17 protein-coding genes and 1 tRNA gene are annotated in these 15003 nt (G+C 43.3%); 16 read left to right on the top strand and 2 right to left on the bottom strand.

The window, feature by feature from the left end; genetic code table 11:
• Positions 1 to 118: 118 nt before the first annotated feature.
• From H6F44_RS23640 to H6F44_RS19630, 4 genes are all read left to right on the top strand, one after another.
• Positions 119 to 250 carry a hypothetical protein gene (locus tag H6F44_RS23640; RefSeq protein ID WP_277874141.1) on the top strand — a complete coding sequence of 44 codons (132 nt, stop codon included), beginning with the start codon at positions 119 to 121 and terminating at the stop codon, positions 248 to 250.
• Positions 251 to 515: 265 nt separating this feature from the next.
• Positions 516 to 4232, top strand: coding sequence for a PAS domain-containing protein (locus H6F44_RS19640; RefSeq protein WP_190352720.1), 3717 nt, complete (start codon positions 516 to 518; stop codon positions 4230 to 4232).
• A 124-nt stretch (positions 4233 to 4356) separates the two neighbouring features.
• Positions 4357 to 6267: a two-component system response regulator gene (locus tag H6F44_RS19635; RefSeq protein ID WP_190352719.1), complete on the top strand. Its 1911-nt coding sequence runs from the start codon at positions 4357 to 4359 to the stop codon at positions 6265 to 6267.
• Positions 6268 to 6350: 83 nt separating this feature from the next.
• Positions 6351 to 7304 (top strand): asparaginase, encoded by a 954-nt coding sequence (locus H6F44_RS19630; protein WP_190352718.1) that lies wholly within the window; start codon positions 6351 to 6353, stop codon positions 7302 to 7304.
• 59 nt (positions 7305 to 7363) lie between these two features.
• On the opposite strand, the gene H6F44_RS19625 is transcribed toward H6F44_RS19630, so the two are convergent.
• Positions 7364 to 7681, bottom strand: coding sequence for an MGMT family protein (locus H6F44_RS19625; RefSeq protein WP_190352717.1), 318 nt, complete (start codon positions 7679 to 7681; stop codon positions 7364 to 7366).
• Positions 7682 to 7875: 194 nt separating this feature from the next.
• On the opposite strand from H6F44_RS19625, the gene H6F44_RS19620 reads away from it, so the two are divergent.
• The 3 genes from H6F44_RS19620 (at position 7876) to H6F44_RS19610 (ending at position 10101) form a co-directional block, all read left to right on the top strand.
• Positions 7876 to 7959, top strand: a tRNA-Leu gene (locus tag H6F44_RS19620).
• A 162-nt stretch (positions 7960 to 8121) separates the two neighbouring features.
• Entirely contained in the window at positions 8122 to 8487 is a 366-nt protein-coding gene (locus H6F44_RS19615; RefSeq protein WP_190352716.1) for a hypothetical protein, read from the top strand.
• Between the two features lie 45 nt (positions 8488 to 8532).
• The gene (locus tag H6F44_RS19610) at positions 8533 to 10101 is read left to right on the top strand and encodes a coiled-coil domain-containing protein (RefSeq protein ID WP_206754477.1); all 1569 of its coding nucleotides are present in this window, start codon (positions 8533 to 8535) and stop codon (positions 10099 to 10101) included.
• Here the strand turns inward: H6F44_RS19610 and H6F44_RS19605 are convergent.
• Positions 10098 to 10244: a hypothetical protein gene (locus tag H6F44_RS19605; protein ID WP_190352715.1), complete on the bottom strand. Its 147-nt coding sequence runs from the start codon at positions 10242 to 10244 to the stop codon at positions 10098 to 10100. The two genes, H6F44_RS19610 and H6F44_RS19605, sit on opposite strands and share 4 nt — an antisense overlap.
• A 276-nt stretch (positions 10245 to 10520) precedes the next feature.
• On the opposite strand from H6F44_RS19605, the gene H6F44_RS19600 reads away from it, so the two are divergent.
• The 9 genes from H6F44_RS19600 to H6F44_RS19560 form a co-directional block, all read left to right on the top strand.
• Complete coding sequence (locus H6F44_RS19600) at positions 10521 to 11294, top strand: hypothetical protein (RefSeq protein WP_190352714.1); 774 nt, start codon at positions 10521 to 10523, stop codon at positions 11292 to 11294.
• 113 nt (positions 11295 to 11407) lie between these two features.
• Positions 11408 to 12247, top strand: a complete 840-nt coding sequence (locus H6F44_RS19595) for a hypothetical protein (protein WP_190352713.1) — start codon at positions 11408 to 11410, stop codon at positions 12245 to 12247.
• 35 nt (positions 12248 to 12282) lie between these two features.
• Positions 12283 to 12459, top strand: coding sequence for a hypothetical protein (locus H6F44_RS19590; protein WP_190352712.1), 177 nt, complete (start codon positions 12283 to 12285; stop codon positions 12457 to 12459).
• Positions 12452 to 12850, top strand: a complete 399-nt coding sequence (locus H6F44_RS19585) for a hypothetical protein (protein ID WP_190352711.1) — start codon at positions 12452 to 12454, stop codon at positions 12848 to 12850. The genes H6F44_RS19590 and H6F44_RS19585 overlap by 8 nt, the downstream gene beginning before the upstream one ends.
• Positions 12834 to 13241, top strand: coding sequence for a hypothetical protein (locus H6F44_RS19580; RefSeq protein WP_206754476.1), 408 nt, complete (start codon positions 12834 to 12836; stop codon positions 13239 to 13241). The genes H6F44_RS19585 and H6F44_RS19580 overlap by 17 nt, the downstream gene beginning before the upstream one ends.
• Entirely contained in the window at positions 13234 to 13443 is a 210-nt protein-coding gene (locus H6F44_RS19575; RefSeq protein WP_190352709.1) for a hypothetical protein, read from the top strand. The genes H6F44_RS19580 and H6F44_RS19575 overlap by 8 nt, the downstream gene beginning before the upstream one ends.
• Positions 13436 to 14068, top strand: coding sequence for a hypothetical protein (locus H6F44_RS19570; RefSeq protein WP_190352708.1), 633 nt, complete (start codon positions 13436 to 13438; stop codon positions 14066 to 14068). Before H6F44_RS19575 ends, H6F44_RS19570 begins: the two co-directional genes overlap by 8 nt.
• A gap of 4 nt (positions 14069 to 14072) precedes the next feature.
• Positions 14073 to 14459: a hypothetical protein gene (locus H6F44_RS19565; protein WP_190352707.1), complete on the top strand. Its 387-nt coding sequence runs from the start codon at positions 14073 to 14075 to the stop codon at positions 14457 to 14459.
• 2 nt (positions 14460 to 14461) lie between these two features.
• Positions 14462 to 15003 (top strand): hypothetical protein (locus tag H6F44_RS19560; protein WP_190352706.1); only part of this gene is annotated, 542 nt, incomplete at its 3' end.

The following is a 15003-nucleotide window of genomic DNA, read 5'->3' as shown; positions in this document are numbered from 1 at the left end:
GCGGATTGATGTATTTCCTGCTTCGTAGGCTGTTACGATCTTCTTTCTGAAATCTAGGGAATATGCTGGCATAGCTCTTTTTTTCCTGCTTTTCTGTTTCTTTCCATTGTACCCCTTAATGCCTCAACAGGCTGTAACAGCCACTCTATCAACAAGCCCTCGCTTTGAAGCAAGAACTGTTAGGCGATCGCCATATAAGTTAGGTCAGCAAAAGAAAACTGTAAATGCCCAGATCCCCGACTTTTTCTAGGCAAGCAAAGACATTTTGCAAATTCACAAAAAAAGTCGGGGATCTTAATCTTTGCTTTTTAAGTTTTCTTATGCCTAGCTACTTAAAAATTTTGATGGCGTTGCAAAGCAATATTGGCAAAATCTATGTTGTGGTTCACTTGATTGGTAATTGCTGTCAAAATCTTTGTATTTTTTTAGTCAGAGCAAAGCGTTGTATGTGTTAAAGACTACCTCAATATTTATTTTGTCTAAGGCACAATGATAGACTAACAATGGTGGCTTTAATGAAACCAAAAGTTAGGCAGGTTACGCAAATATTCGTAACGGTCATGATGTCCTTGCTGTTGAACCTAGAAATGCAGCGCCATCATGGTTATAGCTTTGTTGGCAATAATTTCAGCGCCGCGATCGCCCAATCTCCTCAAAACCTAACATCCCCATCTCAGCCCCAAAGTTCGCATGGTTTCATTCCAAATTTATTAGGTTTATTAGGCGCAGCCCTTTTCCTTAATGTGATTATGTTAGGGCTGATCTTAAAACTGCGGCACGATCGCCAAAACCTACAAAATTATGGACGATTGCTAGAGCAAGAGATTGAAAAACGCGAGCAAGAGCTAGATCAAAAAATAGATGAACGTATTGACATTGAAAGAGAACTCTATGAGAAATCACGCCAATTTAGTCAACATTATCAAGTATTAAGAAATCTTGCCAAAGCTAATGCATTACATCGGAGCGATCTTGAAGTTAGTATCCAAAAACTAACCGAGGCGGCGGCAAAAAATCTCAATGTTGAGCGAAGTAGCGTGTGGTTATTGAATGAGGATCAACAAACATGGAATTGCCTTGATTTGTTCTTGCTAAGTACAGAGAGCCATGTTGTTGAGCCTGATTTTACAGTTAGTGATTTTCCGAAACATATCGACAAATTGCAACCAGAACTAGGCATTTCTGTCAATGATGCTCTCAACGATGCTCGCACTAAGGAATTAGTTGACAATTATCTAATTCAGTTAGGAATTACCTCAATTCTAGAAATTCCCCTCTGCTACAATCACAAAGTAATCGGCATATTTAGCCTAGAGCATACAGGCGAGCCGCGCCTATGGACAATGCTAGAACAGACCTTTGCCCGCTCCATTGCCGACCTAATCGCCCTAGCGATCGAATCCTATAATCTGATTCTTGTCCAACAGCAGTTAAAATCTAGTGAAGAGCGTTGGCAACTTGCCCTAGAAGGCAATAATGACGGCATTTGGGATTGGGATTTCAAAACAGGATATGTATTCTATTCATCGCGCTACAAAACCATGCTGGGCTATGATGAATCTGACTTTGCGCCCAATAATCAGACTTGGGAAAATCTCGTTCATCCCGATGATCTACAAACAGTGATCAAAACTAGAGTTGATTACTTAAGCGGCAAGACTGCTAATTATAGTTTAGAACATCGCCTCCGATGCAAAGATGGCAGCTACAAATGGATATTGGCTAGGGCGAAGGTCTTGTTTGATCAAGATGGTGAACCAATCAGGATGGTCGGCTCCCATACCGACATTACCGATCGCCGCAATTACGAAGAAGAACTGCAAAGGCGAGCCAACTCATTGAGCTTACATAATCAGGTTTTAGCCAGATTAGCCAGAGAAGAAGAATTACGAATTGGCGACTTGCAGACCAATATCCAAATCTTGAATGAGACGGTGGCGCATACTTTGAAGGTAGAGCGTGTTAGCTTTTGGCTTACCCAAACAGATACCCACTATTGGCAATGCCACGATTTATATACCTTAAGCTCCCATCTTCATGGGGTTGAGCCATGCTTGATAATTACTGACTATCCTAATTATTTTCATGCCCTTAACCATGAACCCCTACTCGCAGTCAGTGATGTACTCAATGACGAGCGCACCCATGAGCTAAGAGAATATCTCACCGCCCGTAATATTAAATCCATGCTAGAAGTGCCAATTCAACGTGCCAATATCACCATAGGCGTGCTGTGTCTTGAGCATATAGAGACTTTACGCGAATGGACTTTAGAAGAACAAAGCTTTGCCCGATCTATTGGAGATTTGGCGATCGTGGCCCTCGAATCACACAATCGCTATCTCATCGAAAAACAATTGAAGGAAAGTGAAGAACGCTGGAATTTAGCTTTGCAAGGCACTAACGATGGAATTTGGGATTGGAATTGTCAAACTAATGAGGTCTTCTTTTCGCAACGCTATAAGACGATGCTGGGCTATAGCGATGCCGATATTGCACCCACCGTAGACTCTTGGACTTATCTCATCCATGCTGATGACTTTGAGAATGTCATGAGTACGGTTGAAAAATATTGGGCAGGCGAAACTTCTCAATATGTTGCTGAACATCGAGTGCGTTGTAAGGATGGCTCCTATCGGTGGATCTTAGCGCGAGGAATTGCCGTTTTCAATCAAAAAGGTACACCCACGCGCATGATTGGCTCCCATACGGACATTACAGAGCGTAAGCAGGTGGAGCTAGATCTGGCTCAGGCAAAGGAGGAGGCAGATAGTGCGAATCGGGCAAAGAGTGAATTCTTGGCGAATATGAGCCATGAACTAAGAACGCCTCTCAACGGTATTCTGGGCTATGTGCAGATTTTGCAGCGCGATCGCAATCTTACACCTAAGCAAATTGAAGGGATCAACGTGATCAAGCAATGCGGTTGTCATCTACTAAATTTGATAGCCGATATTTTAGACTTGTCAAAAATTGAAGCCCAAAAAATGGAACTAGTTGCTAGCGATTTTCATTTTCTTAATTTCTTGAAGGAGATCGTGGAGATTTGTTCTATGCGCTCAGAACAAAAGGCGATCACCTTTACCTATCTACCATCAGCCAATTTACCGATTGGGGTTTTTGCGGATGAGAAGCGTCTGCGCCAAGTTCTGCTCAACCTCTTGGGCAATGCAATTAAGTTTACCAGTGATGGCGGTGTGACCTTTAAGGTAAAAGCGATCGCCGCACCCCGATCTGATGCCCATGAGCGCGGATTCTATCGGGTCTGCTTTGAGGTGGAAGATACTGGTGTGGGTATTGATCAAGAGCATTTACAGAAAATATTCTCTCCCTTTGAACAAGCAGGCAATCAGCAGTCAAAATTTGAAGGAACGGGACTGGGATTGGCAATCAGTCAAAAAATTGCCGAGTTTATGGGAAGTTCGATTTATGTGCGTAGTGAAATTGGTAAAGGTAGTGTCTTTGGGCTGGAAGTGGATCTCGCGGCAGCCGATGAAGACTTTGCGGGCAGATGGTCTAGTCACCAAAATACTCAACGCAAGATTATCGGCGTGAAAGGTAAAACCTATAAGCTCTTATTGGTTGATGATAAATGGGAAAATCGCACTGTTTTAGTGAACCTTTTGGAGGAGATCGGCTTTGACATAATTGAGGCAAGTCAAGGACAGGAAGCGCTGGAACTAGCTAAAAGTGAGCATCCAGACTTAATCATCACTGATTTGGTCATGCCTGTGATGGATGGCTTTGAGATGATGCGCCATTTGCGGCGATCGCCTGATCTTTGCAACATCATCATCATTGTCACCTCCGCAAGTGCCTTTAGTAAAGATGCCACTCAAAGCTTAGAGACTGGTGGTAATGACTTTATTTCCAAGCCCGTGAGTTTTGATTTGCTACTTGCCAAAATTGAAAAGCACCTAAACTTAGAATGGATCTATGAAGATATAACCACAATTCCGAGCAATAACCATGGCTTAGCCAATTTTGCGCGATCGCCCGATCCAAGCATCAGATCTCTAAGCGTAGTTGTGCCTGATGATGAGGATATAAATATTCTCTTTGATCTGGCAATGCAGGGAAATATCAATGGCATCCTAGAATATGCGATCGCCATTGAGCAGAAAGATGATCAATTAGTTCCATTCGCCAAGGAGTTACAAAATTTAGCTAACGAATTTAAAATCAAACAAATCAAAGAACTAGTTAAGTCTTTGCGAAATAAACCCAGTTAGGGTTTTAAATGGTGTAAACCGAAAACCGAAGATAGAAAATATGAATTTGCTGTTTTGCAAGCTGTCAAGGACATCTTGCAAACGGCGATAGTAATTAGATTAAGCAAGAGGATATTGGAAAAATATGGAAGCTCATAGCCTTAATTACAAAAACAATTACAAAAACAAAATATTAATAGTCGACGACAATCCGAATAACCTTAAAGTATTATCTGGTGCTTTAGCCGATTGTGACTGGGATATTTTAGTTGCTGTAGATGGCGAAAGTGCGATCGAGCAAGCAATCTATAGCCGCCCTGATTTGATCTTTCTAGATGTGATGATGCCTGTTATGGATGGTTTTACTGCTTGTCAAGTCCTGAAAAACACGGCTGAGACTCGCGAAATTCCAATTATTTTTATGACCTCCCTATCTGATTCTTTAGATAAAGTCAAAGGATTTGAACTAGGAGCCGTTGACTACATCACCAAACCCTTTGATCGTGATGAGGTCATGGCAAGGGTAAAAACTCACCTGCATATCAACCACCTCACCCGCCAAATTCAAGAACAGAACCAAAAATTACAAAACTTTAATTTGGAATTGGAAAGACGGGTCAAAGAACGCACCTTGGCTCTCTCTAATGCTATTGAAGAACTACAAGCCTTGCAAACACAATTATTGCAGCGCGAGCAGAGACTAGCCTATGAAGCTGTCCATGACACCTTAACGGGGTTGCCCAATCGCGCTTGGTTAATGAAACGCCTACATTATCTGATTGCTCAAAACTTGATCTATGCAGTTCTATTTATGGATTTGGATCGCTTTAAAGTAATTAATGACAGCCTTGGTCATTTGGTGGGCGATGAACTACTCAAGCAAGCGACCCAAAGGATCGCCGCCCTAATCTCTCCCAATGCCACCCTCGCAAGGTTTGGTGGTGATGAATTTATTATTCTATTGGAAGATATCAGTGATCTCGAAGCCGCTATTAGCCTAGCAAGAACCATTCAATCAGGTCTAGAAGCGCCATTTCCGATCTTAGAACATGAGCTATTCGTCAGTATCAGTATTGGCATTACGATGGGCAGTCGCGACTATCAAAAGCCTGAAGATATTCTCAGAGATGCTGACATTGCCATGTATCAAGCCAAAAATAAAGGACGTAATCGCTATGATATTTTCAATCCAATTGGGCGCAATCAGGCGATCGCTAGGCTTGAGTTGGAAAACGATTTGCGAAAAGCGATCGAACGTCAAGAATTTTGTATGTATTTTCAACCCATTATCTGTTTGCGGAGAAATACTCTTTGTGGATTTGAAGCCTTGGTGCGGTGGCATCACCCTTCGGGTAAGATGATTTCGCCCCTAGACTTTATCCCGATCGCCGAAGATACGGGTATGATCAATGAATTGGGCTGGTGGATTGTGCGAGCATCGTTGCGACAAATGCGCCTGTGGCAAGATCAACTGAGAGTCCAGTCTGGCGATCGCCCCCGCCTCTGGGTGAATGTCAATGTTTCACCAATTCAACTAAAGCAAGCAAATTTTGCTCAGGGAGTGCAACAAATCCTTGATGAATATGGATTACCTAATTTTTTACTAAAACTAGAAATCACGGAAAGCTGCCTATTAGAGTCAACGGGTACGGAAAATCAATGCCTTGCTGACTTAAAAAAATATGGAATCAAACTTTGCATTGATGACTTTGGTACGGGCTATTCTTCCCTCAGTCGCCTCCATGAATTACCGATTCATACTCTCAAAATCGATAGCGCCTTTGTCAAAGACTTACAAACCGAATATCAAAACGGATCTTGCCACAATAGTATTGCTTCGACAATTATCAAATTAGCCCACGGGTTAAATATGGATGTGGTGGCTGAAGGCATTGAGACAGAAGAACAAAAATTAGTCCTGCGATCGCTCGCCTGTGATTATGGTCAAGGATATTTGCTATCTAGACCATTAGCGGAGGATGCTGTCTATGATTACATCAGCAAAAACTGCATGGACTATCATGAAATTCAGCCCATTGAGGCTCGAAGCAGCTAATTAATCAAAAAATTGCTGTATATTTGCTCACAGACATTAAGACAATTTCACAATCAGACTTTTCCCCTTACCATACTACTTTTATGAACCTTGGCAAGCGCAATCGGTTTTCGGCAACCAAAATAGACGTACAACTACTCCGTGAAGGCATTGTCGAATCGGTGCATTCTTGCCAAGCTGCTGTAGTCGATGCTAGAGGGCGTGTCCTATCTGCCGCAGGCGATCCCCAAACGACCACCTTTGCTCGCTCTTGCCTGAAACCAATCCAAGCCTTACCCGTCTCCACCTCAGGCGCACAGGAACGGTTCCATCTTTCAGAAACAGACTTGGCAATTATCTGTGGCTCCCACCAAGGCACGACCGCCCAAGCTAGACAAGTCTTCAATATTCTCTGGCGGTGCGATGTGGAGCCAAGCGCTATGCAATGCCCCGTTTGTCAACAAAGCCCTTTGCGTCACAACTGCTCTGGCAAGCATGCAGGAATGATCGCCGTTTGCAAACAGCAGGGCTGGCAAATTTCTTCCTATTTAGATCGGCAGCACCCTGTCCAACAGTTAGTTTTAAACACGATGGCGGATCTGCTGCATATGCCTGCCGCCGAATTTATCTGCGCCCATGATGATTGTGGTGTGCCGACCTATTTGCTGGAAATTGGGCAGTTAGCCCATCTCTATGCAATGCTTGCGGGGCATAGTCAACTGCATTTAGAAAGGATTACAAGAGCGATGACCAGACATCCAGATATGGTGGCGGGAGATGGGCAGTTTGATACAGAACTGATGCGGTTGACCAATGGCGCGATCGTTAGCAAATCGGGAGCAGAGGGGGTGCAATGTATTGGACGGATCGGTGAAGGTTTGGGCTTAGCAATTAAGGTGATGGATGGCTCTAAGCGGGCAAAGACTGCGGCTTCTATCCATTTACTCAAACAACTGGGTTGGATTAGCCCCACAGTTGCCCAAAATTTAGAAGAAGCTTTCTTGGCGATCGGTCAATATAGTCGATTGGAGGTGGTTGGTGAGTTGTCATTGATTTAGTCAAGCTCCGCTCTCAGTGCAAGATTAGACATTGCAACGCGATGATTTACCCCGTTAGCTCAGGGATGCCATAAATATTTGCGTAAATCAATTTTGCCAGAGTCGTTAAATACAACCCCCTCCGCCTCAAGTAGCGATCGCTGCAAATAGTCAGTGCCATAGCGCAAAGGCGACAGGGAAATTTCACCCTTAGCATTCACCACACGCTGCCAAGGGATATCCGTATTCTGCATATCCACACGGTAGAGCGCATAGCCAACTAGACGCGCTTTTCTGGCTAAGTCCGCCAAGTCTGCCACCTGTCCATAGGTGGCAACTTTACCCAAGGGAATCTGGCGCACAACATCATAAATACGTTCATAGGTCAAGGCTTGCATAGGTTGCCGTAATAGTAATTGCGATGCTACAGCAATTGCTAGAAAAATATATTTAGAATATTTAGAAAATATTTGCTAGCAAATATTTTCTAAATATGTTTGACAAAATGTAGCATGACTGTTGTAAGATATAAATCTTGAAAAAATTAAACTAATAAATTGAAGCTCAGAGCATCAAACTAGTTAAATTTCAAGGGCGAATGGCGGAATTGGTAGACGCATCAGACTCAAAATCTGACGACAGCGATGTCATGAGAGTTCGATTCTCTCTTTGCCCATAACTAAAAACTCATATGCAGCAAGCAAATTAAGCCTTAATTATGCCTTGTCTATGTACCTGTATATACCTGTATATACCTGTATGACAGCTAAAAAATAGGCAAGTTTTAGGCAAGCGTTTTGGCTAGAATAAGCGAAACCAAAATATTTGCCTAATTCCCATGCCAGCCTCAACCATCGCTAACTTTTTTGGCGCAAATGCCGCAGTCTTGACCTCTACCACTTCGGTTACCGCCAGCGCCGCCGATCCTGCCTTGGTAATTAAATATTCTGATTTCAGCGCCCAAGCTTGGGACAACCTGACGGCGGGTGACGAAACAGACCCCGAAAAGTGGATCGCCGCCATCACCCGCAAAATCAGGGATTTTAGCAACGCAAATACCGATGATGTGCCGAATGTAGTCATCACCGATCCGATTCTGGGATTAGAGACGCGAGAAAACACGCTTAAACGGCGATTTAGCTACTCGCTGGATATATACCAGCCTGATAGTGGTTCGGCTGCCCCTGACCCTGATTTAGTTTAGGCTGGGTGAATTTCCGTGAGTGACTGCAACTCTCTCGAATCGCTAATGACTACGCTCACGAATGAGGTAGCTACCTTGAAAGTCAAGGTAGCTAACCTTGAGGCAGAGAAAAATAGCTGGGCAACTAAGCAGGAACTAGCCCGAACTAAAAATGATTTAGAAAATGCAATTGATAAAATTGCTGAAAGCGTCAATGCAGCGATTGACAAACTAAGAGAGTTTGTTATTAACGCTTTAGCTGAACTTAGAAGATTAATTAAAGGTGAGGATTTAGAACCAAGGGTTAAGAATTTAGAAGTAAGAATGACGGGGGTTGAAAAATTAGCGGCGGCGGCTTCTAATCTTGCTATTTCTTTGCGCGTGAGAGTTGAAAAAATTGAAAGTCTATATTCGGGTTTGCTGCGTAGAATTGAAATACTAGAGGGGGGCTTGGGGCAAGCTTTACAAGATATTAAATATATTCTTGATTACTTATCAAGACTTAAAAGGCAAATTGATGATTTATGGGGACAAATTAGACTGATTTGGGCTGCTATAGCTTTATTACAAGGTCAAGTTGCAGGTATTTTGGTTGCTATTGCAAAGATATTTGGGCTAATTGCTGCTCTCACTGGCAAAGTTACTTTAGCCCTTAAACTGATTGCAAAATTAGAAATACAAATACAATTTATTTTAAAACTTGTTAATAATTTTAAAATAAATATCGGTCGCCCAGGACGTGACGGCAAGGATGGTAAAAATGGCTTGCCAGGGCGTGATGGATTAAGAGGTTTACCTGGTACTAATGGACGTGATGGTAAAAATGGCTTGCCAGGGCGTGATGGATTAAGAGGTTTACCTGGTACTAATGGACGTGATGGTAAAAATGGCTTGCCAGGGCGTGATGGGACTGATGGTAAAAATGGTGCTAATGGTAGAGATGGGAAAAACGGTAGAGATGGTAAAGATGGAAAGGATGCAAAAGTGGAATTTTCAAATATTCAGGTAAAGATTTTTGATGGATGTGATGATAAGGGCGATCCTAAATTTAGGTTTGATACTGTGCCTGTTATTAAAGGACTGGAATTAGAAAGAATTAAGGAGTTTGACGAAATTGCTGAAATTCGCGCTCAAGAATGTGCAAAAGATAAAGAGCCTGAATGTCCTATTCCTTTGCACATTGGTGAACTCTATGAGCATCTACCAGTGTCAAATCAACTGGTTTTAGAATTCTCCAAAAAGGGCGATCCGAAACGTTCGAGATGGCATTTGGCAGTCCCTGCGCCGCGCCCTTGTGAAACCTATAATTGGTGTCGCGATTTTCATCCCTTAGTTCGCACAATGGGAAATGTGGCAGCGCGGGTAAGTTGGCAAAATCACTCGTTGAAAACTTTGGCATATTTTGACACTGAACAAAACGCCGAAGAGTTCATGCAAAAACTAATCGGGTTAAGCACATTGAAGCCTGTAGTCAATGCCGATGGAAAGTCAATCAGAATTACGAAGAATGGTTCACCGCGCCGCAAGCCTAGAAACCGTGAGATTCGCTGTACTCGCGTTGTATTTGTGACTATGGGAGCCGATGGTGAAGCATCGGAGGTGAAGGTGATGCTACCACCGCCAAAGGGTTGCTAATCTTCTAAGCGATCGCGCCAATTCTCACCCCAAAACTCTGTGATTACCGCATCGCTCCATAAATGACTGCAATGATTTGGGGTCACAAAGAATAAATTTTTAAAAGTTTTGCCAATCACATGGCGATCGCGCAACAAGGTCATGACCTGATTTTGTGAGTAGTTAAACCTTTTGCAGAATTCCACAAGGCGGATCATTTTCGGTGGACATCCCTTAATAAAGCAGGGAGATTTATAAAAAGTGTGATTATAATGTCGTTTTTTCTTTGCCATCTTCTTCTTATTTAATATCGAAGCGCTGTTTCTCGTTGCTCAAATCTTTGCCTAGTGCTACTTTCAGCATATCTCTTTTACAGACTAAGTATCGAAGCAAAAACGATACTTATGACGGTTTAAGTTCCTATTAGGTTAAAGAAAATTATGAGCTTTGAATATTTTGACGCATCTGGTACAGCTGTTGCTGATGGTGTATTTATCCCCTTGACTGGTGTATCGGGTTTACTCGCGGCTGAGCTTGCCTCTGGTCAAGCGGCTGACTTAAAGCTTAGTAAGTGTGTCTATGCCTTACTCGAAAAGGCTTATGAGATCATGTCTCCTACGGCATTCCGCAAGTTGGGTTTCACCACTGCCAAAGCTTCGCCAGCAGGTGCAGGCACTAATTTGATCAACCAGAACTTTTCGTTCACGGCTCAAAAGGTTGCCAAATACGATACTGACACAATCACCATGATTCCCCTGCCCACAAGTGGCGCTAATAACGGCTTAGGCAAGTTTTCTATCAGTGATTTGTTTGCAGGTGCGACCAAAATTGCAGCAGGCGGTGCAGTGGCTGCGGCTGGTTTCTTGATTCCTACCGCTTTGCTGACCAATTATTCATCACTTACCCATGCAGGGATAACTATCAGTGGAACTAGCGATAATCGTGATTGGTTTGCTGCTTTGCTTGATTGGCTTGGCAATGCTGTAGCGCTGCGGTCTGCAACTGTACCAAGTGCAATTACGGCTAGAAGTGCATCTGCACCATCGGCAACTAACCCCAGTGGTGACTTAATCGCTGCGACTAACCCTACTAGCGCTATCCCATCAGATCAAGTCGATCGCCATGCAATTTTGAGTAAGTCTTACTCGATCACGGTGCAGTTGACGCTGAATCCTAGCACTCAGACTTTTGACGTAAATAGCGTCATTTCCTAATTTCTTATTGACTGGGGAGCCATAGGGTAAAGGCAGAGCGGACGGTGGGCGCTTAGCAGTGGGTTCGAGTCCCTCACCAGTCAATCATATTCATCAATAGCGAGGTATGCGTAATGGCATCAAAGGATAAGAAACTTATTAAGCTTTACAAAAGCGATCTAGGTACAGAGTTTGATCAAAAGCTGGTTCCATTTTCGATTACATCTAAAATGGACGATTGTATTCAATATGATGATCGCGTTGGTGCTTGCGGTTGTCCCGTTCCGTTTGAAATGCGCCATCTCGTCGCGACATTCGACCCTGATGAACAAAAAGATCGAAAGTGCTTGATTGTTAAATTCCCTGTGCCTGATGTTGCGGATATTCCTGATTATGTGGACAAAATCAGGCAATGTGGCGCTGTTTGTATTGACTTGATTGGAGAAGCTTGGAGCATAATTCCCCCTGCTTACAAACAAACAAATTACTACAGCCCAAGCTATGACTTGATTACACTTGCAGAGGCTGGCAAGTTTTCGCCTAAACTTTCTGGGCGGATGAAAGAATATGCTTCTGATATTTCTGGTCAGGTTTTGCTGCCAAAGTTGGCTATTGAAGTTGATCCTATCGAACTCGCTACTTTAATTTTTGGTACAGCACCAACTAAAAATGAAGATTCGGGGTTGTATGAGCCAACTGAGCAGGAAGCTGGTTGTACTGGCAAACTTGTTAAGCAAGATGTTTGTTCTTTGTCCGATGTTACTGCAAGGTATATCACCCTTAGAGGTAATAGTACCTATGCAGATATTTCGGAAAAGCAGAAAAAACTGCCAAAACGTTTTCTGCGTAAGGTTCCTTTGAAAACCAAGCAGGATATCTTCACCTGTATTCGAGATATTTCTCAAGGATTTGATGGTATTCAGTGCTTTGGCTATCAAGGCGAAAGTATTGCGCGTATTGACCTGCTAGTCTAATTTTCGGAATGTGGATTGAATTTGACGGAGCCTTTATGATTTTGTCGCGTGAATTTGTGGATGCTATTAACGAGTTTGTCGGTCAATGGCAGGCTAAGGCGTTTACTGATGTGGATAGCCTAACCAGTGCCATTGAAAACCTTCATGAGCTTGCTGATAAAGAGTCTGAGCTTGATTTTGTTGATATCAACGAAGCTGAAGCCGATGGCTAGTTATGGGTTTGACTACTGCACCGATTCGGGGCGGGTTTTAAAATCGGTTTCCTTTTCGGTGTTTGTGGTTGACCTTGGGTTAGCGATCGCTGGTAGTCCGTTTGGTGGTGAGCGCATATTTACATCAGTGGATTTTGATCGGCAATATTTGCCGTCAAATGTGCCAATCAAAAGAAGCTGCTGCTCACTGCCAATCGCCACGCCGCGCCATGCTAGAGCATTTATTTCTGATAGTCGCTATGTCTATATTCCTTGTCCTTTTCGGGCGGTCACTCCAGAGTTTTTACAGTTTTTTAGCCAATTGGTAAATAACAATTTGGTGCGAAATGTGGAATTGCGCGGCGAGTCTATTGGTAATCAGTACACTTTGAATTTTGCGAACAATGGTTAAGGTCGGGGCAAAGGTAAGGCGATATCAGGATATTGGGATTTCCTATGATTCTGATTTTGGCTTTCGTACAGTTGCCCGTCAGCGTGTTTATAAAAATGCTGATGGGAGCATCCAAACGCCTCTAACTTCATTATTTTTTGCGAGACAGATTACTGGTGAGGGCAAGATACCCAAGGCAAAAGATTTTGAGCATCGCTATATAAATGCTTGCTTTGAAAATTCAAGTAATGAGACTGGCGAAAGCAACCTCAAAGTGATCGTGCCTTACAGCCCCACGGATACGACTAATCACAATGCCCAAGTCAGGGAAATTGCGGCTTATGTGGGCGTGTTGTCAGTTGCCTATTTTGGCGAAACTCATCTTGATTCTGTGGAGAAATATTTTGAATAAAGCGCAGGTTTGGTTTTGTTGTTTGTCGGTGCTGCACTGCCCTATGAGTGTTGAGGACAAAATTAAAACCCTGGAAATAGCATTGTTCTCAGAAATCGACAATCTAGATTTTGTGAACGTGCCTGAAACTGGCTTAGAGCCTTTTGATAAAGCGGTAAAAAGCTACGCTGTTAAGTTAACTCAAGATATCGGTAATGAGTAATGCGATCGCTAAACAAGTCTGGTCAGGCTTCACTAATCCCAGTCAGATTGATCAATCAGGGGTGTTTAGTGGCTGTGATTTCCTTGTGCTTAATGCTTTTGGTGTGGGCAGTGACAATTTTGAGATTGCTGCAACCGTAGCCATTGAGGTAAGCGCTGATACGCTCTACCTCAATGGTGCAGTGCAAGTACCACAAGCACCGCTAGGCAGTAAGGAGATTCCGTTAAACATCACTGGGTTTGACACTGCCTTGATCGTGCCTTTACCCAGTGAGGCAACCCGTAGTGATTGCGAGTGCAGAATCTACTTAGCAACTAGCTACGCGGTGAACTTAGAGATATTTGCGGTTAGCAAAAAGTCTCTCTGTGATTGCAAATTGGAGCTTGATGCTATTCAGGCAGAAATTGCCACTTTGCGGATTTTGACAGGGGCAATTGGTGTCAATGCCATAGGACAAAATGCAGTGTTGCTGGCAACAGCAACGGTGACGGGTGCAGGTTTGGCTTTACCCACGGGCGGAGCATCATTATCCTTACCACCTGCGGCGGGTGCAGCCCTTAGCGCTGGATCTGCGCCATTGATTCCGATCTTGGTTGGGGCTGGTTTTTCGTTAGTAGGTATTTAGAAGAATGACAACTACAGCAACACTTTTGGGCGGCAATCAGGCACTCAGAGGCTATACCCATAAAGGGACTTATGCCCCTGCTAATGCCGTCGCTGAGTTTATCGACTTTGTGAAAACTGGGATTTCAGGTGCATTCTCCTTTCAATATCCTGAGGATATCCGCATCATTTCACTTCAGGCGGATCAAAATACAAGTAATTACACCGTGGCGATCGCTGATTTGAATGGTGTGACCTATTTCTCTAACACATATCAGACTCTAGTATTTGACCCTGCTTTTTTGATTGTTCCTGCTAATCATAAGGTGACGATTACGCCTATTGCTAACCTCACCAGATTGAGGCTTTTAGCCCAACATTGCGCGATTTTAGAGCAAGTTATCTTGAGGTAATCATGCCTGTTTATCCTGCCTATCCTAAAGATTTAGATCGGTTTATTTTTGCGGATTCTCCCCCAGCTACCCGCCGCGATGGATCACCGATACAGATTGGCGATCGCTTGATCAAGAATAATGGGCAAAAATATTTTTATGATGGATCTGACTGGCTAACGGAGCAAGCTGGAGGGATTGCAGGGCGATGGACGTTTGTGGGCGGTTCAGAATCTTTTTTGCTGGAAAACGCGACCTTAATTGGCTATCAAGATTTAAGCGCTTTAAAAATTATTTCGCTGAATATTCGGTATTTCTTGATTACTCAAGGCGGGTTAGAAAACGCCAATAATTATTGGCATTTTGCATTCGTTTTTCGGGGATCTCGAAATCAAAATCAATCAGGATTTTTTAATTGGGAGATGAGCTTGCGATTAGATGGGATTGCTTTCCCCATTCCCACAACCTCACCACAGCATTTAATTTTATATCCGCCAAACCCCAAAACAGCCTTTTGCGATCTTGCCGCGATATCGGCGGCTGCGTTGAAATTTGGCAGTGTTAC

The sequence above is a fragment of the Pseudanabaena cinerea FACHB-1277 genome, assembly GCF_014696345.1.
In the GTDB taxonomy this organism is placed as follows: domain Bacteria; phylum Cyanobacteriota; class Cyanobacteriia; order Pseudanabaenales; family Pseudanabaenaceae; genus Pseudanabaena; species Pseudanabaena cinerea.
This window is presented reverse-complemented; position numbering and strand designations above follow the sequence as displayed.

Excerpts from the sequence above, each read along its gene's own strand:
- H6F44_RS19635 (WP_190352719.1), top strand. The coding sequence starts at position 4,357 with ATGGAAGCTCATAGCCTTAATTACAAAAACAATTACAAAAACAAAATA.
- H6F44_RS19565 (WP_190352707.1), top strand. The coding sequence starts at position 14,073 with ATGACAACTACAGCAACACTTTTGGGCGGCAATCAGGCACTCAGAGGC.
- H6F44_RS19615 (WP_190352716.1), top strand. The coding sequence starts at position 8,122 with ATGCCAGCCTCAACCATCGCTAACTTTTTTGGCGCAAATGCCGCAGTC.
- H6F44_RS23640 (WP_277874141.1), top strand. The coding sequence starts at position 119 with ATGCCTCAACAGGCTGTAACAGCCACTCTATCAACAAGCCCTCGCTTT.
- H6F44_RS19570 (WP_190352708.1), top strand. The coding sequence starts at position 13,436 with ATGAGTAATGCGATCGCTAAACAAGTCTGGTCAGGCTTCACTAATCCC.
- H6F44_RS19625 (WP_190352717.1), bottom strand. The coding sequence starts at position 7,681 with ATGCAAGCCTTGACCTATGAACGTATTTATGATGTTGTGCGCCAGATT.
- H6F44_RS19640 (WP_190352720.1), top strand. The coding sequence starts at position 516 with ATGAAACCAAAAGTTAGGCAGGTTACGCAAATATTCGTAACGGTCATG.
- H6F44_RS19585 (WP_190352711.1), top strand. The coding sequence starts at position 12,452 with ATGGCTAGTTATGGGTTTGACTACTGCACCGATTCGGGGCGGGTTTTA.
- H6F44_RS19590 (WP_190352712.1), top strand. The coding sequence starts at position 12,283 with ATGATTTTGTCGCGTGAATTTGTGGATGCTATTAACGAGTTTGTCGGT.
- H6F44_RS19600 (WP_190352714.1), top strand. The coding sequence starts at position 10,521 with ATGAGCTTTGAATATTTTGACGCATCTGGTACAGCTGTTGCTGATGGT.
- H6F44_RS19630 (WP_190352718.1), top strand. The coding sequence starts at position 6,351 with ATGAACCTTGGCAAGCGCAATCGGTTTTCGGCAACCAAAATAGACGTA.
- H6F44_RS19605 (WP_190352715.1), bottom strand. The coding sequence starts at position 10,244 with ATGACCTTGTTGCGCGATCGCCATGTGATTGGCAAAACTTTTAAAAAT.
- H6F44_RS19595 (WP_190352713.1), top strand. The coding sequence starts at position 11,408 with ATGGCATCAAAGGATAAGAAACTTATTAAGCTTTACAAAAGCGATCTA.
- H6F44_RS19610 (WP_206754477.1), top strand. The coding sequence starts at position 8,533 with ATGACTACGCTCACGAATGAGGTAGCTACCTTGAAAGTCAAGGTAGCT.